The following is a 22,627-nucleotide window of genomic DNA, read 5'->3' on the forward strand; positions in this document are numbered from 1 at the left end:
GTGGATGGGGAATGGGATCTGTGCGAGCAGTATCGGTCCGCTATCGAGCGCACCGCCCCCCGATGGATTGCCGATGCGATGGTCGCAGATCGAGACTTCGACGTCAGCGACTTCGGTATCGACGACGACGATTTCCACGATGGCGCTGCCGACGCCGTTCGGGAGCTCGAGCAGAATCCGGACGGGATCGCCGCGGCGCGGAGCCGTCTGAACGAGATCGCCGAGACGTATGCGATCGGGTATTGCGGCGCACGGGCTGAGTTCGTGATCTCGGGCATGTGGGTCGCAATGTACGGCGGATTGTCCTGGGGGGATGAGCCGTTCGAGGGGTACGGCCAGGTGTGTGCGCTGGCGGCGTTGCCGGAGTTGGCTGTCGGCGCAACCAGTTACGTCCCGACGGCGTTGCAGGCGAGTGTCGTGGACAGTCTTCTCAACGACGGTTCCCGGCCCGCGGCGCAAACTCGCTGGATCGATGACAACGCGCTATTGGTGTCGGGGTGGATTGCGGCCGAGGTCGATGCCCGTGAAGCGGTGATCGCCGAAACGGTGCGATCGGCAGTTGATTCCGTCGAGTTGGATGTGTTGGTTGCGGTGTCGGAGAAGGTCGCCGAACACTGCGCATAAGGCTCCGGCTGTTGCTGTGCGGCGCCATCCCGACTGTCAGGGGTGGCGCCGCTGCTCGTTCGCGGACTCTGTACAGGGCGACGGTGGCCCGATCACGATTCCGTCGGCACCTCCAGACCATGCGGCCAACCCATTCCCCACGGCCCCGGACCCGGATGGGCTGGCGGCTCGGACACTTGACAGGGGGAGTTGACCATGGCGGATGTGCGGCTTAAAGCGGTTGGTGGACAGCGGGTTCCGGTCTTGGTGTCTGTCGGTGGGTGTGACTATGGTGTGGGAGTCCCAGTTGGTTTCGGGCGGTTGCCGACCACTTCCGCTCGGAGTAGATCCGCGACGACAGTGCGCGGGAACGGAGAGATCCCATGACGAACTCGACTAGCAGTGCGCCGGGCGCGACGACGAATCTGTGGAGGCTCGGTTACGACCGAGAGGTTGTGAGCGCGTTGATCGACGACGGCGAAATGGATGTGACTGCAGCGATCGTTTCGGCGAACCAGCGCACTTCTGACGGACTCGGTGTGATCCGAGAGATCGTCGAGGCGGTGAGCCGGTGCTCGGCGTGGAAGTGGGGAGACCGTGACACTGATCCCTCTGTGACCGTGTCCGCCGACTTCACTTGCGATGAAGAGGGATTCATTGTCAACGACAGCTATCTGACCCTGTCGGTTCTTCTCCCGACCGGCGTCTGTCTTGCGGACACCGGCCTTCGGCGACTCGGGGATCTGCCGTGGACCCGTTTCGACGACGCCCACGACGTGCTCGCCGGAGTGACCGAACTGCTCACCGACCTGGCTGAACGCGCTATGCGGGCATTCGCCCCGGCGGCAGTGGTGGCCAGCGCAATCGAGTGCTCGTTCCACGACGGAGACGAGCGCAGTCCTCTCGCATGCGTCTGCGCCGACGCGACGATCTCGGCGGGAGAGTAGAGATCATGGGTTACTACGTCTCTTCACGTGGTGGCATCGACCTTCCGGAGGCATCGCTCGACGCGGTGTGGGCTGATCTGGTTGCGGCAGCCGCGGAGAACCGGGTGGACCTCGCGGACGCTGACGATTGGAGGGCCGAGTTCGGTGTCGAGGGAATGATCGCCGTGGTCATCGCGGCTGCGATCGGCTCCGATTGCCCCCGCGAAACCTGGGAACGCGGTGGCAACGAAAGCACGGTCCATTTGGAGGTCTGGGGTGACGGCGATGTCGGCGAAGCGATGGAGGTGCTCAGCATCGTCGCCGCAGGTGGCGGCGTGGGTGTCATCTATTCCGACAGCGACGGCAGCAAATGGCGCTGGCGGCTGGAAGATGGCGAGGCGCACGACGAAACAGGGCGCACGTGTTACGGCGACGAGGTAGACGCGACCGCCTGGGTTGTCCAACTTCAACGCCCAGGACAGGGGGCTCTCGATCGTGTCGCGGTGGTGGCGTCGGAGGCCGCTGCGACGGCGCAGCTCGCTGCCTGGGTTCGCCACGACTATCCGGAGTGGAACCAAAGTGGTGAGGGCGGGGCTGATCCGATCGACTCCCAGTCCGATGCCGCGGTCCTCGAAGCTATGTCCGTCATCGGCGGCGGTATCGGCAGCCACATGATCCGCATCGGCGATATGGTCCAGAACGTCCCCGCCATCCCCATTGAAAGGCAAACACAGTGAGCGGCAACGAAACACAGAACCTCCGAGTAGTTCTGGACACCCTCGACGCATTCTTCGCCGGGGGTGCCGAGGACATCGAGTCATTGGATGGACTCCGCGACAAGGTCCGCACAAAACTGGCGTCATCCGACTAGCAAGCAGGCTCGCGCGGTCCGTTCGGCGCCGAGCGGACCACACGAGCGACTCGGCCACTATGGTCTGTGCCGAGGATACTCACGCGATCAAATGGAGGAGTAGACAATGGAATTGACGATCACAGGCGAATGGAAGCGACCACTTCCCGAGGACGTGCTGCACTTGGAAGTCGGCAATTACACGGCCATCGCCCACGACAAAGGTGACGTCATCGAGTGGTCGGCGAAGCGCGCTGGCGTCGAGTTCGCATCCGGTGTCACCGACGACATCGTGGACGCCCAGGATGCAGCCGAAACGGCGATCCGCACGGACAATGCCTGACACTGTGATGCGGAGCTGACCGCCGCTAGGCGAACGCTGGCGAGGGCCGGACCCGGGCAGAGGAAACGTAGCTTCGGGTACGGCCCTCGTCGCTGCCACTGACGACTTTCGATGGCTGTGGCCGCGCCATCCTTCTGCGCTCAGAACACACACATGCGAGGGGGTGGAGTTGCGCCGGAATCGATCAGGGCCGCGGTGCGGTGCTCGGGCGGGACAGGTTGGCGCAGCGCCTGATTGTTTATTGCCGTCCCGCCATCAGGACCTTCTCGCAGCGGGGCGCAACTGCGAGCTGAACCAACTCCGCGTCCCCGCGACGGTCAGGCCCTGCTTCGCGACGTCGCGAAGTAGAGGTTCACCGGCGGCTGTCGCAGCACGGAACTCGTCCTCGGCGTACGCGACGATGCGACCGTCGTTGCCAGTCCACATGGTGACCAGTCGGGCGAGTTCGGTTAACCGTTCTTCCCACGCATCGTCCCCGCCGTGGACAGGGGCAGCGGCGCGCACCAGAAGCAGGTCGATGTCGCTGTCGAGGTGCATGCGGCCGGTCGCCGCCGATCCGAACACCGCGGCGTACCGCAACGTCTTGCCCCACCCGTCCAGATGCTCTTCCAGGCGCCCGAGGAAGGTGGAGTTCAGTCGCGAGAGCGCCATTATGGGCTCGGCCGCGAGGTGCTCGGAGTTGAGGCGGTAGGTGTTGGTCCTACCCACCTGGTCGTGCAGCACCACACCCTGTGCGACGAGGCGGGTGAGGACCTTCCGGATGCCTTCGCCCGAACGGGTGGCGAGGATGCGCTGGACCTGGCTGACCGTAAGGGTGACGCCCGCGCTCGCCAAGACAGTAAGCACGTCGCCATCCAAGGTCGGCGTCACCGTTGTGAACGGCCGGTTCAGCTGCATGACAGGCGCCTCCTCGGTTCAAACTAAAATTAGACTATGCCCACTATAGTTGGCGTAGTGCGTGAGAAATCGAGCACGACGACAGCTCGGCCAGTTCCGCGTCGGGCACAATTCCCTGACCGGCTCGCGTCAGTCATTGGACAATGGAGAAGGGTTGAGCGGACCCGCTCGACGAGGAAAGTGAGGGTACGTCGGTGGCGAGATCACTGAAAGTGTACGGGTGGCGCGGATTTCGCGACGGCACGCAATCGCGCGAGGTGATCGCAGCTGAGTCCATCGCAGACGTGTTGCGCCGAGCCGGGATCACCCGAGCAGACTGGAAATGGTCCGGCGGCGAGACCGGCAACCCTGAGGAGGTTGCAATTGCGACCGCCAATCCCGGCACAGTGTTCTGGCATCCACTCGACGAGCACCCGACGGACCGAGCATGGCGTGAGGGTTCTGCAACGACGTGACGTGCGAGGTTGCGCCGATACGTGCGCCTCGGATGGACCACGAAAGCCGCCGTCTCCCTGCGGATGACGGCGGCTTCGTCGTTGAACGAGGCAACGGAGACGTCAGTACACCTTCGGCCCGACGGTCGCCCAGTTCCACAGCGCGAAGATGCTCAACATGACCTCGTCGATGCTGCCGAGGTCGGTATCGCGTTGCGCGAGTTCCTCGCCCGAGACTTCGGAGACGGTCAACCACGAGGCAGAACTACCTGTGTGTGCAGTGATGTTCCACGAGCCAGCGCCCTGATTGACGGTGGTCAGGACGCCGTCGGCGTTGACATGAGCGAGCGCGCCGGGGGCATAGTCCAGCGTGGGGTCGCTCTGCGTGATCTCGAAGAGTTGGTCGGCGTGAGCCTGGTTCAGTGGCACTCGCTGGCCTTGTCTGCCCACGAGGTCCAGGTCAGGACGTTCGGCGCTCACGGCCTCGAGGCGAACTGCGAAATCGGTCGGCATACGTGGTCCCTATCGTGCAGTTGGGTGAATAGCCAGGCATGCGTAGTCTATTCGCGTTTCGAGTGCGGTGGCATCCTCGTGGTTTCTGTGGAGGCGTTATGGAATGCGGTGCGCACTCTGGTGGACACTCGGTGAAGTCGGGAGGCGGAGCGGCAGGCGGGCGTCAGTGGACGGCCCGTCGGGGGTTCGGGTGCCGTGCCACTCGTGTTCCGCCGGGAAGTAGTGCTGTGACACAGACCGTTTCGAGTGAGAGCATTGCCCTGGACGGCGCCACTGTGCTCCGGCGTGGAGTGGCTCCGGCGTGGAGTGCGGGTGAGCTCGGCCGGATCGCGCTGATCGGCGTGATCGCAGGATGTTTGGAGGAGAGAAGACAGTGGCAGAGAAGCAATGCGGGTGTGGGCATGGGGAGACGTTGCACGATGAGGACAATCGTTTCACGAACGGGCGAAAGCGTCACTGCAGCGGCAGCAACGGGTACACAACGGCGGGTGGCGAGACCCCATGCCGGTGCAGGGGATTCGAGAAGGCATGAAGTCAGCGTCGAGCGGGAAGGCGGCGACGGACTCGACGGCGGTCCGCAACGGTGTGACGGTGACGGTTCGGCGGTGGGATGGAGGGTCGGTTGTCGAAGCGTCGTGCGAGTGTTTCGGGTTGGCCCTGCGGGTTCACAGCCAGCCGTCCTGCCCGAATCGGCGATCGAGCTAGGTAGCTGATCGTGGCGTGACGCGCTGGCGGTGGTATCGGGTGCCGCTTCGTGTCTGCAGGTGATTCTGCCTCCGGCCCCGGACCTGGATGAGCAGGTGGCGTGTGGGGCTGGTGCAGTCGATGTCTTCTTTCACAATTTGTGAAGTAATCTTCTGCATCAGTGAAGAGAGGTTGGGGGAGGTGCGGCGTGAAGGTGTACTACTGGCGCAAACCGCGCGATCGTCGGCTTTACCTGCAAGCGGCAGTGAACAAGGCCGAGTTGGGGCGCATCAACGCTATGACCCGGAACGACCTGCAGAAGGCCGGATGTGAAGAACTGACGGTCGCAGATGGCAGCGCCGCGATCGGCGACTCCGAGGACGTCAGGACGGCATTGGACCTCGCTCTCGGAAATCCGGGAGTGCGCTTCCAGAAGGCCGTACGAGGCAAGGGGGAATGGCAGGCCGACTCCACTCACACCAGCCCTGCGTTGGCGTGGTCGAGCATGGGTGAGGGACTGCCTGCTGCACTCAGATCGAGGACGGACAAGCCGCAGAAGGTTCAGGCGGCTACCGGCGGTGACGGTGCTGTGTACGTCATCGCAGGCGCGGAGAAGACCAGCGGCGGGGACACCGTCTGGGTGTTGTTCCTCAACGGCCGACTGATTGCCCGGATGCCGCACAACCGCGGCACCTTGACGGGTTTCGCGGAGTGGCTCGCTGATCCGTCGCCGGAGAAGGAGCAGCTCCGCGACCGCTACCGGCACCTGCTCGGACTGCTCGCCGACGCAGACATCGACCGCGCCGAGATGCTCGCGGAGGCGGCACGACTGTTCGGCGCCGAGGAGCAATTGGCCCCGAACGGCATGAAGATCGGACAACGGGTGTGGGCTGGCAGTGACCGTTCCCGCACACTCCGTATTCGCCGTATCGACGCCTACGACTGGACCCGAGTGACGGTCACTCCGGTGGCAGTGATGCCGACGGTGGAGCTGACCAGCGCCATGAGCTGGTCCGAGGGTGAGGCGGATCGGATCGCCGAACACCGTCGAACTCTGCCCCAGTATCGGGACAGGCCGGTGATGTCGCCGAACGGATTGATCGAAGAGGAACCTGTCGTGTGGGGTGACGGATTCCGCGGGGAGATCGTCCGGCTGCGTAAACCGGGTGGTGTGACGGCAACAGTTGCGGTGTCGCAGCGTGGCTCGAGCCTGCTGGCGCAGGAACTGGGCTTCGACGAGTTGACCTTGCCGAACAAGATCAGCCTGCCGTTGTTCCGGTCCGACACTCAAGCTGCGGTGCTCGCTACCCTCTACGCCGATCCCGGTGCGGAACTGACTCTTTCGGAGCTGGCGGAGCGTACGGGAGCGGCATTGTCGGGGATTCACCGCGAGATCGCACGCCTCGCAGACGCGGGTTTGATCTGTGAGCGCAGACAGGGCACGAACCGTCTGGTCCGGCCGAACCTCGAGCACCCTGCATCCGAACCTATCCAAGATCTGTTGGCGCTGGCATTGCCCAGCGAGAGCGGTGAGTAGCCGTGCGAGCGCACCGCTGGTTGCGCTTGCACCCTGGGACTCGGTCCGCACTCATCCGAACCCTCCCAACCCGTCGACAGAGGACGCGTCATGAGCGCGAAGGATGCACGACTCGACAAGGATTCGCCCTCTTCTCCGCTATCCGGAGTGCGGTGTGAATCTCGTACCCGGCACCGCCGCCAAGCGTTGCTCGAGGATTTCAGCACGGTGGCCATCGCCGTCGGAATCCTCGTGACGATGGTGGGGGTCGCGGTGTTCACCATTTCCTCTGTGGTGTGGCTGGCGGAGTCTCGCGATCTGCTGCGGTATGTGGGGATCTCGACCGATGGTGAACCCGGAGGCTTCCGGGATTCCGAAAGCCGGAATATTGCACTTCCTGCCGCGATCGTGGGTGCGGCGCTGCTGGCTGTCGGTCTTGTCGCCGATTCGGTGCGCACGTCGCGGGGCAATCGCACGGACCGGCGGTGGGGTGGCGCGGCGACGAACGTCCCCGTCGATCCATCGCCGGTAGTCCGCACCCCCATGCAAACACGTGGACCCTCCCGAAAAGCTCCTCATCTCGAAATGTCCCCTACCGCTGAACAATCGGCACAGCCGATACGAAGAACGGACACCTGGTCGTGAACAACTCGAACAATACGCCGAAGCCGTCGGTGGAACGAGCGCGATACGTACGGAAGCAACCGCGGGCGATCGCCACCCATGAGCGAGTCGTGTCCGGGTCGGCGAAACTTTTCGACGAGATCGGATTTGCCGCCACCAGCATCACCGACATGATCGACAGCACAGGTCTGTCGAAAGGTGCAGTGTTCTATCACTTTGCGTCGAAGGAGGCCATTGCGCAGCACATTGTCGGGCGGTGGTCCGAGGCCGTCACCGGCGAGTTCGCTGTTGCTGCGCTGAGCGCGGAGTCGGTGCCCACGAAACTGCGGGTCGTCTTCACTTCCCTCGCCGAACGAGTATCCGGCGACGTGCCGTGCCGCGCCGGGCTGAAGCTCGGTCTCGATTCCGGAGTGGAGGGAGCCGCCGACGCGTACCGACACTTCATGGAGATGGCGTCGGCGCTCGTCGGCTGCGGCATCGACGACGGAACATTCCTGGACGAGCCACGCACACGCCGACTCGCCTTCAACTTGTGCAGCGGCTTCACGGCGGCGGTGCTGCTGGGCGGAATGGAGGCGGGCGGACCCGATCTCGTGACCAGAGTCGAGGACGTCGTGACGGCGCACCTGGCGGCGGTCTCTGCGCCCTGAGCGACCCGATGCCACGGCACTGATAACCCCCTTATCAATGCGCGTGGGTTCGGCAAAGATGTTGCGGCGCAGTTCAGGACGTGTATGTAGTCGTGGTCGGCGCACTACACTCATGCGCACCAATCACCGACAAGAAGCAGGAGAGCGCATCATGGCTGTAGAGCGCAGGACCGTCACGATCGTGGCAGTCCAATACATGTCGTCGAACAAAGACGGCAACCCTCGATTCAGAGTGACCACGAACCAGGGCACCTGGACGACGGCGCCAGGGGCGTCGGTGGGCCGTGCGATCGAGAACTCCGAGTATCAGGGAGAGGTCATCGTCACCATCGACGGAGGAAACATCGTCGGGGTCAGCACGGTGGATGGGACGATCACCGCCGGGCGTCAGAGCTAGAACTCTGGCGAAAAGTGGGAGCGCGCACATTATCGAGGATCTGTATATTCGCCCGGGGTGAGCGATCCGAGCTTCCGTGTTCTCGCGGGGTGGGCCGAGGCAGTTGCACCCACTGGTAGGGGTGGACGACTTCGATTGCTTTCTTTGCAGAGGGTTGCCCTGAGGGCGAATATGAGCCGGACGGCAGCGGCCGGAACAGAAGATTCTGTTCTGGGAGATACGCTTTCGTCCGGCTCGTGTGCCATGTCCGAGGTGATGTCAGTACTCGCGGACAACGGTGCGGAATTCGCCGTTGTTGATGCGCAGTTTCGTTCCTGCTCCGCCGTAGTAGCCGACGGACAACATGATGTCGCCGAGGGTGGGGTCGCCGTGGGTGTCGATGGTGGGTGCGGTGAAGGTGACGTCGTTGCCGTCGAGGGTGGATGTTCCGGTTGTTGCGATGACTCGATCGACGTTGTCCCGGAAATCTTTCGCCTGCCCGGGCTCGGGAAAACGGGCGAGGAAGACGGCGTTGCTGACAGTTTGTTCGGGCATGGTGGTGTCCTTCCGTTGGGTGCTGTTTCCGATCGAGGTGTGACGGCCGTTGTGACGACGTCACGTCCGTTTGCGGTCGTGGGGTAGATGTTACGGTCAGAAAGTGGGCCGTGGTCGGGTGTGACGGGTGGCCCGTATTCGGTTGCACTCCGGCGATATTCGGCAGAGTTCGAAGTTGACTGTGGTGCGTGCGATGGGGCGTGGGGCGCGCAGTGTTCGGTCGACTGTGAATGCACGGCTAGAGGATTTGGTCCTATGATGTAACTCTCAAACCGTCGGGTCTGGTTGCCGATTGTTAACGAGTTGTCGTTTACTGACGTATGTAGAACCGGGCATAACACGTACATCGATAGCGGCGAAGATCTTCGCATCGCGAAACGGAAGGTTGCAGGACACATGCCACGCACGTTGAAAGCTGTTGCTGCAACCAGTGTTCTCGCGTTTGTAGCTGCCGGAGCGCTCCTGGTGGTCGACACTGGAGCAGCCGCACCTGCGCGCACTGACCAGGGGGGCGGTGAATCATCGCTCGTCCAGGTAGCCCCGACCGCCACTGGCCTGCCTGTCTCGCAGTGGCTTGCCGGTCTCGCGCAGTGCCCGCCGGGTGAGGTGGACCCGGTGGATCCCTGTGCCGCCCTTGCGGATCTGAACCAGGCATCCTCTGGGGACTTCGAAATCACTGTTCCGGCAGGCGGACACGATCTCTCGGTGATGTACCCCGCGGGATAACACTGCCTTCAGTTCGGAGTCGGCGCCCCGCGGTTCGATGCTGCCGGACTCACGCGATTCTTTCGTTAATTGTTGTTCTCACAGTCAGGAATTCGTCATGCGTCTTCGTCTTGCGCTGGTCGCAGTTGCAGCAGCCGTCATCGGAGTGACGGCCACCGGCGGCGTCGCTGCTGCTGCCCCATCGGTAGCGCTCGGCGGCGGATCGGGCATTGTCCTTCCCGACGCCGACCCCTCCGATCGGGACGTCGTCGGCCTGTGCACCCTCACCGCCGTCGGCTACGACAACAGCGGGTCGCTGGTCGCGTTGACCGCCGGGCATTGCGGTGTCCCAGGCGATCGTGTGATCGCCGAGTATCAGCACGGCGCCGGGGTGATCGGCCGTTTCACGTACTCGAGCCCCGTCTCGGACATCGCTGTCATCGACCTCGACGATGCCAAGGTGGCTCCGCTGCGCACCGTCGGCGGCGTCACCATCAACGGCATCGGAGCCGCTCCCGCACTGGGGACGATCGTCTGCAAAGAAGGACGGACCACCGGCAACACCTGCGGAATCACCTGGGGCTACGACGCGGTCTACGGGGAGATCATCGAGCATGCCTGCTCGATGGGCGGCGACTCCGGTGGTCCGCTCGTCGTCGGTGACCGCCTCGTTGGCCTGGTCAGCAACGGATACACCCCGGGCTGCTTCGATCCCGGCCCGCCGCCGTTCCACGCCCCGATCAACGCGGCAGACATCAATGTCGGTATCGCCGACATCAACGCGCACGGTGGCGGCTTCCGCCTCTTCTGACCCGCTCGTTCGGGTCCTGCCGCCGGTCGAGTGCGCTTCCCCGGCCTCGTGTGAACGATCCCGACTCGAAGGAAGGACTGACTGTCATGACTAACTGGTCGTCGGACCACGGTCCATGGGGTCCGCCCGGACGGACCCCCGCTCAGGCAACACCACCGGTGGCGAGTGCGAACTGGGTGTACGACAACCCCAACTACTCGCAGGTCTACCCGCAAGCGCCGATGCCCACCGAGTACGCGTTCTGGGGTCGCCGCGTCGTTGCATCCCTCGTGGACTCGACCTTCGCCCTCCCGTATCTGGTGTCCTACAGCGCGATGGCCGCGACGATCGACTATGGGACGTACAACTCCCGTACCGGCGTCTTGTCGGGTGGGCACGGCCCCGACGGAACCCTGGCGATCCCGACGCTGATCCTCGCGCTCGCTACCTTCGCCTTCGGGATCTGGAATTTCGTGTTCCGGCAGGGCAAGACCGGATCGTCGATCGGAAAGAGTGTGCTGGGTATTCGGGTAGTCGACGAATTCACCGGTCAGCCGATCGGGCCGGGGAACTCGTTCATCCGCCAGCTCGCCCACATCCTCGACGCGCTCGCCTGCTATATCGGGTACCTGTTTCCACTGTGGGAGTCGAAGCGTCGTACCTTCGCCGACATGATCATGAAGACGGTCGTTGTGCGCGGCATCGACAACACGCGTCCCCCGTACTGACACGACGGGACCGGAGCTCAACGAGTCGTCTCGCGGGCTCACTTCCCTCCGGAGGAGTGGACCGGTCGACCCACCCACACTGAATGGGTTTGTGCGACAGCAATCCCTGCTGCGTGGCGACCTCGGAGAATCCCGAAGCGGGTGCGGCCCTCGACTACCTGCAGCCCCCTGAGGTCGGTGTCGATAGCGCTGCGGTCCAGAAGAATTGGTCGTCGTACCCAGGTGCCGTCCTGTTCCCATGCCGTACGAACTTCGGGGTGGGCATAGTCGCGTGTTCCGATCCAATGCTCGTGATTCTGTGCGTTCTCGGCTATTAACTCGGCTTCGCTCGGTCCGGTCGGGAGGCCGACGAGGGTCGCTGTGGCGATCGCCTCGCACGTCCGGCGGATGGTTGTGAGATCGACGGTCCCGTAGTCCTCGAGGAACGGGATATGGCGACCGTGATCCCAGAGCCAGTCGCGCAGGACATCGTCCGGACAATCCAACATCGACACCTGGTCGTTTCGTCTGAATGTTTCGTACTCGCCGCCGGATCCGGCGCGGGGGATGTCAGAGAGGGAATGCAGTGTGAGCATGATGTTGCCTTTCATGGTCGTTCGGGAGTCTCCCACTATTGCTCGGAGCGTACAAAGTGAGGGTGCACACCGGCGGTGTGGCCTTTTCGTGGCGAGGGATATCGGCCCGGGTGCGGCCGGGATGGGCGGGCGCGAAGGATCCGACCATGCGGCGATATTGTGTGAAAGACTCTGTCGCACAGCGCTACTGCGGCACCCGGGCTCAAGAACCTGTACGGCACGGCTGGTTGCATCAGCGCATCCTGTTCCGATTCACGCCACGGGGAGAAACTGTGAGCATCGAAACCTTGCCCTACCCGGACCCGCGCGTACCCGTCGCGGGTTACACCGCAATCGCCGCTGGGGACGTCATCCGGTATGCCGCGCGAGATCGCTTCGGGGGACCGACCGACACGCAGGACTGCATCGTCCGGGATGTCGAGACAGAGCCGCGCGATTTCGCGACCGGTGCGGCGTTTCCGGCGTCATGCCGCCGACTGCATGTCACGGTCCTTGACGTACCTCCAATGACAGTGCAGCCGCGGACCATCGGTGACGTGCGTGTGAGTGCGGAGTCCACGCTGATAGTCGATGATGACGACGTCTTCGTCCGCGCTGACGAGAAGGATGCGCCGATGCTCGTCAAATACGTGGACTCACTCCGGCGATAGGGCGGCGGACGGCAGGCCCGGACGTTCGACGTGGGCAACGCTTGACGGGCTGCTGACGGCCGGTGAGTTCGGCGAGCTTGCGATGTGACCTGTTACTCAAGGGCGTTGTGCTGCGCGGAACTTGGGCCGGACTGCTCTGCTCGGCACATCGCAGGCAATCGAAACTTGGGCGTGAGGCGGTGCGGACGGATCGGGTGGCGCGATCAACGCATCCGACCCCTATCACATTGCAGTCCAGGTTGGTTCGGACGTCGGCAGATTGGCTACCCGCGCGGTTGCGGAGGAGCGCAACCGGTGACATGCCAATGGGTGAGCGGATCTCGCTACATTGTGGTTACGATGACACGCATTGATGCGCCGGAAATGTCCGCAATGGTGGCACGACCGAAGGCTTGGAGAAGAGAGAAAAAGATGTCGAATCCAGTGCAGGAAAACGTGTTCCGTCTGCAACTCAATCGGTTGATCGATGACTATCCGATGAAGCTGACCAACGCGTTCATCGTGGGCCGACTGGCAGAGCGTGGATGCGTGATCTCCGCTCCGTACCTGTCCCAGTTGAGGACTGGCGTTCGAACAAATCCGTCCGCTGAGGTGGTCGGTGCACTGGCGGACCTGTTCACTGTCCCCACCGAGTACTTCTTCACGGACTCGGATCCGAAGAAGACCGGCGAGGCCCGTGACCGGGACGCGAGCCTCGTGGAACGGATCAGCGATCCGGGTATCCGCTCGCTGCTGAGCCTTGCCTGCGACCTGTCGGACGACGCACAGAGGTTGCTGGTGGGGTTGGCGGTCAAACTGCGTGCCTCGGATCAGTTGGCCGTCGTGCCGCCGGACGCGCACGAGTATGTCCTGCAGGCGCCGCCGCACCCGACACGTGAAAAGGAGGCCGCATCCTGATGGCGGTCGCGAGCAGGTCCGGGGGCGTGTGGCGCGCCGTGGTGGCCGGTGTGTGGCTGGGGGTTGTTGCGGCAGGGGTGAGTTCCTGCGCGTCCGACAGTGCTCGTGGTGAGCTGGTGGCGCAGTCTGATCCCCAGATCGCTTCTGACTGTGGTGATCTGTGTGCGGCCTTCGGGATCGAAGCGGACGTGCGGTGCAGCGTCAGCCCGGCTGACTGTGAGGCGGCGCTGAACAACAAGGCCGCGTTGATCGTCGAATCCCGAGATGCGCTGTCCGTCCACCCGGACCCTGGTTGGGGGCCGAGTGCGGCCGTGACGATCGAGAAGTTTGAGAGCACGGTCGACAGCTACACCGAATCGGGCTGTCCGCAGGGTGGTTCCGAACCTGACGCCTGCGCTTTCCTTGCCGCCAGCGCGGAACATCATTTCCAGGCGATCAGTCTCATGCTCGCGAACTGAGGGTTGCGCGACCTGGATCGGTGTGGGGCAGGGGGGGAGCCTCTTTTGCGGCGGGCGTCAGGTTTCAGTCCGTTGGACCGCATCGGGGAGGTAACGGGACCATAACGGTTGAAGTTTCACGCACCTGGCCGCGGATCCGTTGACCGGCCATGATTCTGAAATAGTGCTTGGTTCAGCAAAGTTCGGCCTGTGACCTGCCTCTCAACCTCGTGTTAGTGGTTGCTGTTTGTTTGCCTGATGGAGTTGACTGTGACAGAGAGAAACAGACAATGCGGTCAGTACGGTTAACTTGGAGAGCCGCACCCGGCCGCTGACGAACAGGACACTCACCATGCGACTTCGCAAGACGCTCACAGCCGCGGCCATCATTCCCGCAGGTATCGCAGCAATCGCGCTCAGCGGCGCTGGCGCAGCATCAGCCATCGCCCCCGTAGCCGAAGGCGGACACTACGGTGTCCAATTCAACGCAGGAGAAACCGCGTTCCTCGGCCAGATCAACGCAGGCGACGCCATCGAATCCGTGACCTCCCGCAACCAGTTCGGTGTCCAGCTCGCTCCGGGATCGCGCTACGACAACGGAACGGGCAAGGTGTACGCGAACCTGGATTGGCTCGTCGACGAAGCTGCCTCTCGTGGCGGTGAAGTGTCCCTCACCGTCAACGACCCGGCACTGTGGCGTAACCAGTTCTCCTTCGCGCAGCACTGGTAGACAACAGGACTCCGCCGCGGGCACGTACACGTTGCCCCGATCGCAGAAATCACGCCTCGCCCAGGTTTGTACCTGCGCGAGGCGTGTTTCGTTTTTCGGTCGCCGATTCTCGTCCCTGTGCTCCTGCTGGCGCTGAGCGCAGCGGCCGAATCCTCACCCCACCGAGACCGCGCCCGCCGCAACTTCTGCGCCGGTGCGGGCCGCGAGCGAGAGAATGGCATCGCTCACCACTTCCGGCTGCTCCAGATGTGCGAGATGACCAGCCCGGGGGATTCGAACGAACTCCGAATTGCAGTTCAGTCCCGACACAAGATGCATCGAATTCCGCAGCGGCGTCACGTAGTCGACGTCACCGCACGCCACAACCGTGGGAATCGCGCTCAAAGTTTCGAGAGCATCGGAAGTGTCCTGGTGTTGAAGCGACTCCAAAAAGCCCCTGCACGTACTCAGTCTGGTGCTGGTGATCACGCGATGCGTGTGACGACGCACCGCCTTCGGGATAGCGCCGCGGCCGTACGTGATGTGGTCCAGGGCAATCGGCGGAATTACCGCGGAGAGTGGACATGAGCCGAGAGGGAGACGAGCGCTGACGGCGCGCAGGGTATTGATGACCGGCGTGTTGACGATCGGAAACAGCCCGGCCGTAGCGAGCCCCCGCGCAGAGGTGGAGATCAGTGCAGCTCCCGCGACGCGCGATCCGATCATCTGAGGGTACTGGCGAGCATGCGAGAGGATGCTCATCCCTCCCATCGAGTGTCCGACGAGCAACGTGGGACCGGACGGAACGAACGCATCGAGAACGGATTGCACGTCGCGACCGAGCTGGTCGATGGTGCACGAGTGCGCCCGTGGAGTCCCCGATTCGCCGTGTCCGCGCTGATCGTAAGCGACGAGTCGCACCTCATCACCCCAGCGGCTGCGCAGGTACGCCAATTGTGGAGCCCACGTTGAGGTCTGCAAGCAGAATCCGTGGGAGAAGACCACCGTGAGCGGGGCGGATCGTGGTCCCCATTCCCTCACTCGTAGCCGCACACCGTCTTCCGTGGCGACGGTCGAAGCCTCGCCAGACATCAGCGTGGTCGTTGCTGTGTGATCGATGACGTTCATGGTCAACTCCTACTGGACGATCGGTGACTTGTTGAAAAATCCAGTGATGCAAGCGAATTGCTTGAAGTCAGTGTTGCAGATTTCGGGGCGCCGTTGTCGTGATGTGGCGCAGAGCGATCGATGCATACCGTGCACGCGAGAGTCGATGTCCGCCGGTGCGTCTAGATCTCGCGTTGCCGCTGGAAACGCGCCCGGCTGTGCGCCCACGGCTGCATGAACCGCGGGCGGCGAGACCTTACTACGATGGTCGAGTGCGGAGACTTGTCCTCACAATGGGGAATCTTGATGATCGAACGGATAAGGGTGGGGCGAGTGGCCGTGTCATTGCGATCCGATATGGACAGTGGGCGTGCGACATTCAGTGTGGTCGTGCAGACGGCGTGTGAAGATGCGCTGTCGGGTGGGGAGGCGATCGAGAACGTGTCCCTGTGGCTTGATGATGGAACGGTTTTCGAGAATGTGACGGTGGAGGCGATCCGCGGGTCGGTGCTTTTCGTCGACGGGTACGGAGGAGAAGTTCAGGAAGTGAACGCGGACAGTGTTATCAGGATGGTCGTCGGCGCTGCCGCGGACGTCCTATGTGGTGGTGTCTCGCGCTAGAAGGCCAACGCGCCAATCCGTTCCAGAAAGTGGGTCACGACATGACGAAAGAGCTCTACACCGGTGTGACGGTCGCAGCGATGGTGTTCGCTGCGGGTATCGTCTTGACGGGGTTCGCCCTGAACGCATGGACGGTCGTCGCCGGGATTGTCGCTATCTGCGCGGGTTTCTTCGCCTGGATCTATGTCCGAGGCGATGTCGAGAGAACCGATCGCAGTGGTGAATTCAGGTTGTCGAAGGAACAGCGAAAGACCGTGAAGAGGCTCGACGCTAAGCGCAAATTTCAGGCGGCGATCCCGCCCGAACAAAGAAAAATGAATCGGACACCCCGGTTCAGTGAGAATTTCGGACCCATCCAAGGCGAGGACGGTGAATGGTACTTCCCGAAATCTCCCATCCGCCCAGGCGACCCGGGTCCGCCCGAGACGAGAGAATAGCCATGTCCCCCAATGAGTGACTCCAGGAAACCGGGATGGATTACCTGCGCTGCCTTCGCGGCGGTTGCACTCACGGGGGCGTACGGATTCCTCGAAGAAACAACCATCCGGACAACCATCGCAGCCGCGGTACTGAGCGGGTTCGCGGCTTTCCATCTCGTCGCAGTGTTCAAGATCCTCCGGCAGAAAGCCAGACCAAGGACGGCAGCCGCTGCATCAGAAGTCGCGCTCGATTCCAGCGTCGTGGCCCGTGCCTCAGTGCCGCTCGTGCATGATCGAGCCGCCTCGCAAACACGGGCGGACGCTCTCGCCGAGATAGGCAGGGGTGATTGGGCATCCTCGAAGGCCGGGTTGCGATGGTTCGTCGAGAACGCGACCGGAGAACAGGACTGGCAGATTCTCGTCGAAGGGCTGCGCTTCCCGAACAATCTCGCGCCGCGGGAGATCGCCGCTGAGGCGTTGGTCAAGCGCTACGGTACCGAAGGACTCAACGAATGCCTGCGGTATCTGGACCGCGAGGATGTCGAGGGGAACACTCACTGGCACATCCAATCTGTCCTCGAAGAGCTGTACCTCGTCGAGGACATTCCGATACGTGCGATGTTGCTCGAGATCAGCACCGCCGCGAAGTACAGCGATCAGAAACCGTACGCTGACGAACTGCTGAACATGCACAACCTGTCTGCAGGCGGGCAGGGCGTCCTGAAGAAGACGACGCAGTGAGCCGCGGTCTTCGTCCGAGGTAATCCATTTGGCGCCATCCGATTTCGGACCGGCCCGCGAGAGGGTCGGATGCGGTTCTCCTGCTGGCGAAGCGACCAGTTTCAGTAAGAGTCGGTCGAGTGTCCCGCATAGGCGCGATTCAGCGCAGGAAGGCGCGGGTTTGAAGTCGTTGCGCGTAAGGCGGGAGCCCTTTCGGTGCAAATGCAGCCAGGCTGATCAGGTGTAGGTAATTCTGTTGTCGGGGCATTTCCGTAGGTGTAACTACCGACTGATAATCACCTACCGGATCGTGCAGGGTGGGGGCTGAGTGACGCCAACGAAGGGGGACGCTAGCTCATGTCCGACAACGCATCAGCAGCCACGGATGACCATCTGACCCACCTCCCAGGGCTGCCCGCTTTCGACCCGAACGACGAGGTCGAAAACGCGATCATCGGTCGGCTCGCATCGAACTGGCACCGACGTGCCGCCGTGAAACGCCACGAACCTGATCTGGACGATCTTTTCGACCTGACCCGCCCCGATTTCCGTGAGGACATGGTCCCGATCAGATCGCACCCTATTTGGGACACCCTGTCAGAGGAGACCCGGTCGCGCCTGCTGAGTTGGGGGTGGGTGTCCTACAACCGAAATACCGTCCTGATTGAGCAGCGGATCGTGAATCCGGCTTTCGAGAAGGTTCTCGACGGAGCGTTTCCGGCTCTCGGAGGACCGGCGCTCGAGATTGCGATAGCCCAAGCGATGGTCGATGAGCAGTACCACTCGTTGATGCACATGAACGGGAGCGCGGTGACGCGGCGAAAGCGTCGGGACAGTTTCTCCGATCATGTGCTGCCTGAATCCCACATCACACAGATTCATCGGCGTCACCGTGACGAACACACCGAGGGATGGCAGAAGAATCTGACGTCGTTGGCGTTCGCCACGGTCGCGGAGATCTCGATCAACGCCTATCTGGATCTACTTGCCAACGATCAGGAGATTCAGACGATCAACTCGACGCTCGTGAAGCTGCACAACAGGGACGAGTACTGCCACGCATCTATTGCCGACGAGATGGCCAAGCAGGTCTACGAGCGTCTTACTGCGGATCAGCAACGTTTCTTCCTGGGGAAGCTGATTGCCGGGATGGAAGCGTTCATTGCGCCGGACTTTCAGACGTGGGAAACGATCCTCGAGTTCGAAGGTGTGAAGGGGTGGGAGCGGGCGGCAGCGGACGTTCGTGCTTCTCAGTCCGGCGTTCACCTCGTGCAGGACCATTCGGGATTGCACACGTTGCTCTCGGAGATGGGGGCCCTCGACGCGGTCGAGTTCGGCTGGCATTCGGTGGGCGTGAAGTAGTTCGTCGGCGAAACGTAAGTAGGAGGGGAACTTTCGTGAACGAACCTGCATTGCGTGAGGAAGCTGACGGTCTTCGTGATCTGTACAGTTTTCTGCACGACCTCGGTTTGGACGGCGACGTGAATCCGTGCTCCGGAGCGATCGGCGTCGTCGACGAGACGCGGTTGGCTGACACGCGACGTTTCCGTGTGTTGGTCGAGCGGTTGGGGTTGTGTGACGCCCTTGCCAACGTCCTCGATGTTGAACCACCGGATGTGCGATGCAGTCTGGTGTATGTGCCGGGCACCGTGGACGGCGACATCGACGACATGACGGCGATCGTGTCGAGCTATCACAATGCGACACCCTTGACGCTGGACGAGGTCGTGCACGTCGCGTGCTGGCGTCACCGTTCCGGGAAGCACGCCGTATTCGTGAAGGTGAATCATCTCATTGCGGACCTTCCCGATGTCACGTATCTGGTGGAAGTGTTCCGGGACTATCTGCAAGGGGTGTACGAGCCGGAGGGCGCCGACGCCGTGCCGCTCGGTGACTACTACCGCGGGCACGGGGAAGCTGTCCGGCGGTACGCGGGCCTGCCTCGGGCAGACGTCGCTGCCGTCGAAACCTCCCTCGGCGGCGATGTGGTTCCTCGGGTGAAGGGCATCCCCACGATCTCCGCCTCGACAGGGTACTGGCTGCCTGTGCGAGAAGGAGTGCGCTTCAACGAGATTCTCAGTGTGGTGAGTGAGTTGCTCCTCGAAACATTCGACAGCGACTTCGTGTTGCAGTACCCGTTTTCGCAGCGGACGATGAACGGCTCAGCCGGTTACTACGGTGAGATCCGGCCACTGGTGATACGCGCGGAGCAACGGGGAACGTACGACGTCGCGCACTTCCGGCGAGCACGCGCCCTCTACGAGTCGGCGGGCCGGTTCACCATGTCGGACCTGCCCGCGTTCGCCGGAGGATTCACCCGCGGACGAGTCCCGCGAATCGTCGTCTCCGACACCACCTTCATGCGTCCGAGGCCGGATCGCTGGGATTGGGTACCGGTCCTGAGCGCGCGGACGTTCGAAGACCTCAAGTTTCTCATCGACAGGTCCTGGCCAGGCCCTCCGCTGATGCGGGTGCAGTACAAACGCAGGTTCCTGCCAGCCGACACAGCCACCACCATGCTCGGCAAGCTCGAGCAACGGATTGGAGTTCAATGCATCTCGCAGAGCTACTGACAGAGGTTTTTCGTCGCCACGGGGACGATGCCGCACTCCGCACCGCGGATCGCGTGTGGTCGTACGCCGAGCTTGACCGGATCACCTCCGCGCTCGCCGATTTCATTGACTCGCACTGCGCACTCGACCAGCGCGTTGTTCTCGTCGGTGATCACTCGGCAGAGGGGGTCGTATGGGCGTTGGCGGCGATGCGCAGCCGCGCGATCTACACGCCGATGAATCCGGAATGGCCTGCGCAGCGTGTGGATGATGCACTCGCGTTGTGTGAACCGGCGCTCGTGGTGTACTTCGACCGCGCCAGCGTCATCGCGTCCGCGTCGACGACTGCGGAACGTGTTTACGCCCCCGAGGTCGGATTGCCCGAGGCTGCGGATGTTGGTTCGGTCAGGCCCGCGCCGCGGTATGCGTACTCGATCTTCACGTCGGGATCGACCGGGGCGCCGAAGTTGGTCAACATCGGGCACGACGGCATCGAGAATCTGTGCCGAGCGTTGCATCGGACTCTCGAGATCGGCGCAGGGGATTCGATGCTTCAGTTTTCGTCGCTGTCGTTCGATGCATCGATCTCGGAGATCCTCGCCGGTCTCTACAGCGGTGCCACAGTCGTTGTGCCACAACAGTCACAAGGTTCCTGGCTGGGGTCTGTGTCCGCGCACCTGAAGGCAGAAGGGTGTGATGTCCTGATGATCGCGCCGTCGATCTATGCGCGGCTCGACGACGATTCGAAGCGCCGGATCGGGAAGGTGCAGTTCTCGGCGGAGGCGTTGAAGAGAGCGCAGTTCGAGGAGGCGAGGAAGTACAGCGCGGTCTACAACGCGTATGGCCCGACCGAGGGATCGGTGTGCTTCTCCATTGCTGCTCTGGACGAGTTCGAGGACACGATCGGTTCGCCGATCGAGGGGTTCGAGGCGTTCGTTCACGCGGAGGAATCCGGCGCACTCGACAACGTCGGTGAAGGGGAGCTCGTCATTGTCGGGGCCGGGGTTGCTCTGGGCTACGAAGGTGCCCGTGAGCAGGACCGCACCGTCTTCACACGGATCGACGGGCGCCGTGCGTACAAGACGGGGGATCGGGTCAGCATGACCGGCGACGGTCGTCTGAGGTACCTCGGCCGCATCGACGAGCAGATCAAGCGTTTCGGGCATCGCGTGAACATCGTGCACGTCGAGGCGGACCTCGCGACGAAGCTGGACCATCCTGTGGCGATGGTGGCGTTCGAGGACGAGCTGGTTCTTGCCTCACCTCCCGGCCGTGGTGATGCGGGCGCTCTGATGAAAGAAGTCCGCGAGATGCTCCCGTTCTGGGAGGTGCCGGACCGGATCGAGATCCTTGACGAGCTGCCGCTGGCGACGAGCGGGAAACTCGACAAGTCCGCGCTGCGGAAACAGCTCGAGAAGGCAGTGGTCGTCACCGCGCCGCTCGGCGACGTTGAGGCGGAGCGCGCTGCGGTCGAGGAAGTTGTCAAAGATGTACTCGGAGAAAGCATCGACCCCGACGCGTCGTTGTTCGACGCGGGCGGCAACTCGCTGGCGATGATGCGCATCCAAGTCCGGCTCGGTGATCTCTACGGCGAAGACGACGTCGAGAACGCTTTCGACGCCATGGAATACGACTTCTCCATCAACGGGTTTCTCCGCTGCATTCACGGTGGGGACGCGCAGGCCCGGCCGTCGACGGTGCAGACGGTGCACGAGAAGGTCGCGGCGCGACTGTCCACGTTGCGCACTGAACTGGCGGACCTCAACAGCGGCAGCGGCGGAGCGGGCACCCCAATTGTGCTGGTGACCGGAATCTCCGGGTTCGTCGGTGGTCACGTTCTCGATCACCTCCTCACGGAGAAGGCCGCTGATGTGCTTGTCGTCAGTGCCAGCGATCCGGAAGAAGGGCTTCGGCGGCACGGTCAGCGGTTCGACCGTCTCGACGGCGAATACCGCAATGTCCGCACCATGACGTACGAGGATCTCGCAGCTGCAATCGAGAACGGCAGTGCCCCGGCGGTTTCGGCGGTCGTACATTGCGGTTACGACGTCAATCACCGGCTCCCGCTCGAACAGCATCTCGCGAGCAGTGTGGAGAACTCGGTGGTGGTGGCGAAGGCCGCAGCTGCAGGTGGTGCTGGGTCGTTCACGTTCCTGTCGGCGGCGTCGGTCGGCGAGGAGTTCGGTCCGTTCACACGGGAAGGGTTGGCGTCCATCGCCGATCCGTACTCGCAGTCGAAATTCGTTGCCGAAGCGTACATCGGTGCTCTACGCGAAGTGGGGTGCGAGGTGAACGTCCTCCGTATCGCTCTGATTTACGGTCACCAGGAAAGTGATCGGCGGTTCCTCGTCGACGATTGGTTCAGCGCGGTGTTGCGTTTGTCGTCGGAGTTGCAGGTCTTGCCACGCTTCGGTGGCTACATCCCGGTCTGCGATGTCCGCACGGTCGCCCGCAGTGCTCTGTCCGCAGCGCACGGGCTTAGCGCCGGGTCCGCGGTGGTCGTACATCGCACGTACTCGCTCGACGAGGTCATGGAGCTGGTGGGGGTCGAGGAATCGGCAGTCGTGCCCGTCTCGGAGTGGCTCGACCGCGTCCGTGATCATCCCGGGACCGATCACCGGCTGGTCCCAGTGCTGCAAGCAGCTCTCGGGGGAAGTGGATGGCAGCATCCGGTCGCCGGTCACGATCTCGACATCTTGACCGATGTGGTTGCCCTGCTGGCCGCCCCGGCACCCGTGTGAGCGCG

At 62.9% G+C, this 22,627-nt stretch carries 28 protein-coding genes; 23 read left to right on the forward strand and 5 right to left on the reverse strand.

Annotated elements, in window-relative coordinates:
- The first annotated feature begins 78 nt into the window (after nt 1-78).
- The 5 genes from CPI83_RS30160 (at nt 79) to CPI83_RS30175 (ending at nt 2,722) form a co-directional block, all read left to right on the forward strand.
- Nucleotides 79-624 (forward strand): hypothetical protein, encoded by a 546-nt coding sequence (locus CPI83_RS30160; protein ID WP_157920702.1) that lies wholly within the window; start codon nt 79-81, stop codon nt 622-624.
- A 362-nt stretch (nt 625-986) separates the two neighbouring features.
- Nucleotides 987-1,550, forward strand: a complete 564-nt coding sequence (locus tag CPI83_RS30165; protein ID WP_097388524.1) for a hypothetical protein — start codon at nt 987-989, stop codon at nt 1,548-1,550.
- Nucleotides 1,511-2,266, forward strand: a complete 756-nt coding sequence (locus CPI83_RS30170; RefSeq protein WP_097388525.1) for a hypothetical protein — start codon at nt 1,511-1,513, stop codon at nt 2,264-2,266. Before CPI83_RS30165 ends, CPI83_RS30170 begins: the two co-directional genes overlap by 40 nt.
- The gene (locus CPI83_RS30905) at nt 2,263-2,400 is read left to right on the forward strand and encodes a hypothetical protein (protein WP_157920703.1); all 138 of its coding nucleotides are present in this window, start codon (nt 2,263-2,265) and stop codon (nt 2,398-2,400) included. The genes CPI83_RS30170 and CPI83_RS30905 overlap by 4 nt, the downstream gene beginning before the upstream one ends.
- A gap of 106 nt (nt 2,401-2,506) precedes the next feature.
- Nucleotides 2,507-2,722 (forward strand): hypothetical protein, encoded by a 216-nt coding sequence (locus CPI83_RS30175; RefSeq protein WP_097388526.1) that lies wholly within the window; start codon nt 2,507-2,509, stop codon nt 2,720-2,722.
- 255 nt (nt 2,723-2,977) lie between these two features.
- Here CPI83_RS30175 and CPI83_RS30180 read toward each other — a convergent pair whose 3' ends face one another.
- A complete protein-coding gene (locus tag CPI83_RS30180) occupies nt 2,978-3,619 on the reverse strand; it encodes a nucleotidyltransferase domain-containing protein (protein WP_097388527.1) in 642 nt (213 codons plus the stop codon).
- Between the two features lie 194 nt (nt 3,620-3,813).
- Here CPI83_RS30180 and CPI83_RS30185 point away from each other — a divergent pair, with 194 nt between their 5' ends.
- A complete protein-coding gene (locus CPI83_RS30185; protein ID WP_097388528.1) occupies nt 3,814-4,074 on the forward strand; it encodes a hypothetical protein in 261 nt (86 codons plus the stop codon).
- 102 nt (nt 4,075-4,176) lie between these two features.
- Here the strand turns inward: CPI83_RS30185 and CPI83_RS30190 are convergent, their stop codons facing one another.
- Nucleotides 4,177-4,566, reverse strand: a complete 390-nt coding sequence (locus CPI83_RS30190; protein ID WP_097388529.1) for a hypothetical protein — start codon at nt 4,564-4,566, stop codon at nt 4,177-4,179.
- 892 nt (nt 4,567-5,458) lie between these two features.
- On the opposite strand from CPI83_RS30190, the gene CPI83_RS30195 reads away from it, so the two are divergent.
- From CPI83_RS30195 to CPI83_RS30210, 4 genes are all read left to right on the forward strand, one after another.
- Entirely contained in the window at nt 5,459-6,787 is a 1,329-nt protein-coding gene (locus CPI83_RS30195) for a winged helix-turn-helix domain-containing protein (protein WP_097388530.1), read from the forward strand.
- Nucleotides 6,788-6,877: 90 nt separating this feature from the next.
- The gene (locus tag CPI83_RS30200) at nt 6,878-7,411 is read left to right on the forward strand and encodes a hypothetical protein (RefSeq protein WP_097388531.1); all 534 of its coding nucleotides are present in this window, start codon (nt 6,878-6,880) and stop codon (nt 7,409-7,411) included.
- Complete coding sequence (locus CPI83_RS30205; protein WP_157920704.1) at nt 7,408-8,040, forward strand: TetR/AcrR family transcriptional regulator; 633 nt, start codon at nt 7,408-7,410, stop codon at nt 8,038-8,040. The genes CPI83_RS30200 and CPI83_RS30205 overlap by 4 nt, the downstream gene beginning before the upstream one ends.
- Nucleotides 8,041-8,191: 151 nt before the next feature.
- Nucleotides 8,192-8,437 (forward strand): hypothetical protein, encoded by a 246-nt coding sequence (locus CPI83_RS30210; RefSeq protein WP_157920705.1) that lies wholly within the window; start codon nt 8,192-8,194, stop codon nt 8,435-8,437.
- 258 nt (nt 8,438-8,695) lie between these two features.
- Here the strand turns inward: CPI83_RS30210 and CPI83_RS30215 are convergent, their stop codons facing one another.
- On the reverse strand, nt 8,696-8,971 hold the full coding sequence (locus CPI83_RS30215; protein ID WP_097388534.1) for a hypothetical protein: 276 nt from the start codon (nt 8,969-8,971) through the stop codon (nt 8,696-8,698).
- A 396-nt stretch (nt 8,972-9,367) separates the two neighbouring features.
- Between CPI83_RS30215 and CPI83_RS30220 the strand changes: the two genes are divergently transcribed.
- The 3 genes from CPI83_RS30220 to CPI83_RS30230 all read left to right on the forward strand — a co-directional run bounded on the left by CPI83_RS30220 (nt 9,368) and on the right by CPI83_RS30230 (nt 11,194).
- On the forward strand, nt 9,368-9,697 hold the full coding sequence (locus CPI83_RS30220) for a hypothetical protein (protein WP_097388535.1): 330 nt from the start codon (nt 9,368-9,370) through the stop codon (nt 9,695-9,697).
- 97 nt (nt 9,698-9,794) lie between these two features.
- Nucleotides 9,795-10,487, forward strand: a complete 693-nt coding sequence (locus CPI83_RS30225) for a S1 family peptidase (protein WP_097388536.1) — start codon at nt 9,795-9,797, stop codon at nt 10,485-10,487.
- A gap of 86 nt (nt 10,488-10,573) precedes the next feature.
- Nucleotides 10,574-11,194, forward strand: a complete 621-nt coding sequence (locus tag CPI83_RS30230) for an RDD family protein (RefSeq protein ID WP_097388622.1) — start codon at nt 10,574-10,576, stop codon at nt 11,192-11,194.
- A gap of 38 nt (nt 11,195-11,232) precedes the next feature.
- On the opposite strand, the gene CPI83_RS30235 is transcribed toward CPI83_RS30230, so the two are convergent.
- A complete protein-coding gene (locus CPI83_RS30235; protein WP_157920706.1) occupies nt 11,233-11,769 on the reverse strand; it encodes a hypothetical protein in 537 nt (178 codons plus the stop codon).
- Between the two features lie 272 nt (nt 11,770-12,041).
- Between CPI83_RS30235 and CPI83_RS30240 the strand changes: the two genes are divergently transcribed.
- The 4 genes from CPI83_RS30240 to CPI83_RS30255 all read left to right on the forward strand — a co-directional run bounded on the left by CPI83_RS30240 (nt 12,042) and on the right by CPI83_RS30255 (nt 14,483).
- The gene (locus CPI83_RS30240; protein ID WP_097388538.1) at nt 12,042-12,419 is read left to right on the forward strand and encodes a hypothetical protein; all 378 of its coding nucleotides are present in this window, start codon (nt 12,042-12,044) and stop codon (nt 12,417-12,419) included.
- A 411-nt stretch (nt 12,420-12,830) separates the two neighbouring features.
- A complete protein-coding gene (locus CPI83_RS30245; RefSeq protein WP_269801288.1) occupies nt 12,831-13,316 on the forward strand; it encodes a helix-turn-helix transcriptional regulator in 486 nt (161 codons plus the stop codon).
- Entirely contained in the window at nt 13,316-13,774 is a 459-nt protein-coding gene (locus CPI83_RS30250) for a hypothetical protein (protein WP_097388539.1), read from the forward strand. The genes CPI83_RS30245 and CPI83_RS30250 overlap by 1 nt, the downstream gene beginning before the upstream one ends.
- Before the next feature lie 331 nt (nt 13,775-14,105).
- Nucleotides 14,106-14,483: a hypothetical protein gene (locus CPI83_RS30255; protein ID WP_097388540.1), complete on the forward strand. Its 378-nt coding sequence runs from the start codon at nt 14,106-14,108 to the stop codon at nt 14,481-14,483.
- 153 nt (nt 14,484-14,636) lie between these two features.
- Here CPI83_RS30255 and CPI83_RS30260 read toward each other — a convergent pair whose 3' ends face one another.
- Nucleotides 14,637-15,590, reverse strand: coding sequence for an alpha/beta hydrolase (locus CPI83_RS30260; protein ID WP_097388541.1), 954 nt, complete (start codon nt 15,588-15,590; stop codon nt 14,637-14,639).
- Between the two features lie 312 nt (nt 15,591-15,902).
- On the opposite strand from CPI83_RS30260, the gene CPI83_RS30270 reads away from it, so the two are divergent.
- From CPI83_RS30270 to CPI83_RS30295, 6 genes are all read left to right on the forward strand, one after another.
- On the forward strand, nt 15,903-16,190 hold the full coding sequence (locus CPI83_RS30270; protein ID WP_097388543.1) for a hypothetical protein: 288 nt from the start codon (nt 15,903-15,905) through the stop codon (nt 16,188-16,190).
- A 41-nt stretch (nt 16,191-16,231) separates the two neighbouring features.
- Nucleotides 16,232-16,627 carry a hypothetical protein gene (locus tag CPI83_RS30275; RefSeq protein WP_157920707.1) on the forward strand — a complete coding sequence of 132 codons (396 nt, stop codon included), beginning with the start codon at nt 16,232-16,234 and terminating at the stop codon, nt 16,625-16,627.
- 12 nt (nt 16,628-16,639) lie between these two features.
- Nucleotides 16,640-17,350 carry a hypothetical protein gene (locus CPI83_RS30280; RefSeq protein WP_097388545.1) on the forward strand — a complete coding sequence of 237 codons (711 nt, stop codon included), beginning with the start codon at nt 16,640-16,642 and terminating at the stop codon, nt 17,348-17,350.
- Between the two features lie 336 nt (nt 17,351-17,686).
- On the forward strand, nt 17,687-18,691 hold the full coding sequence (locus tag CPI83_RS30285) for a diiron oxygenase (RefSeq protein ID WP_097388546.1): 1,005 nt from the start codon (nt 17,687-17,689) through the stop codon (nt 18,689-18,691).
- A gap of 35 nt (nt 18,692-18,726) precedes the next feature.
- Nucleotides 18,727-19,902: a hypothetical protein gene (locus tag CPI83_RS30290; protein ID WP_097388547.1), complete on the forward strand. Its 1,176-nt coding sequence runs from the start codon at nt 18,727-18,729 to the stop codon at nt 19,900-19,902.
- Nucleotides 19,881-22,622, forward strand: coding sequence for an AMP-binding protein (locus CPI83_RS30295; RefSeq protein WP_097388548.1), 2,742 nt, complete (start codon nt 19,881-19,883; stop codon nt 22,620-22,622). The genes CPI83_RS30290 and CPI83_RS30295 overlap by 22 nt, the downstream gene beginning before the upstream one ends.
- Nucleotides 22,623-22,627 lie beyond the last annotated feature (5 nt).

This window comes from Rhodococcus sp. H-CA8f (assembly GCF_002501585.1).
Lineage (GTDB): Bacteria > Actinomycetota > Actinomycetes > Mycobacteriales > Mycobacteriaceae > Rhodococcus_F > Rhodococcus_F erythropolis.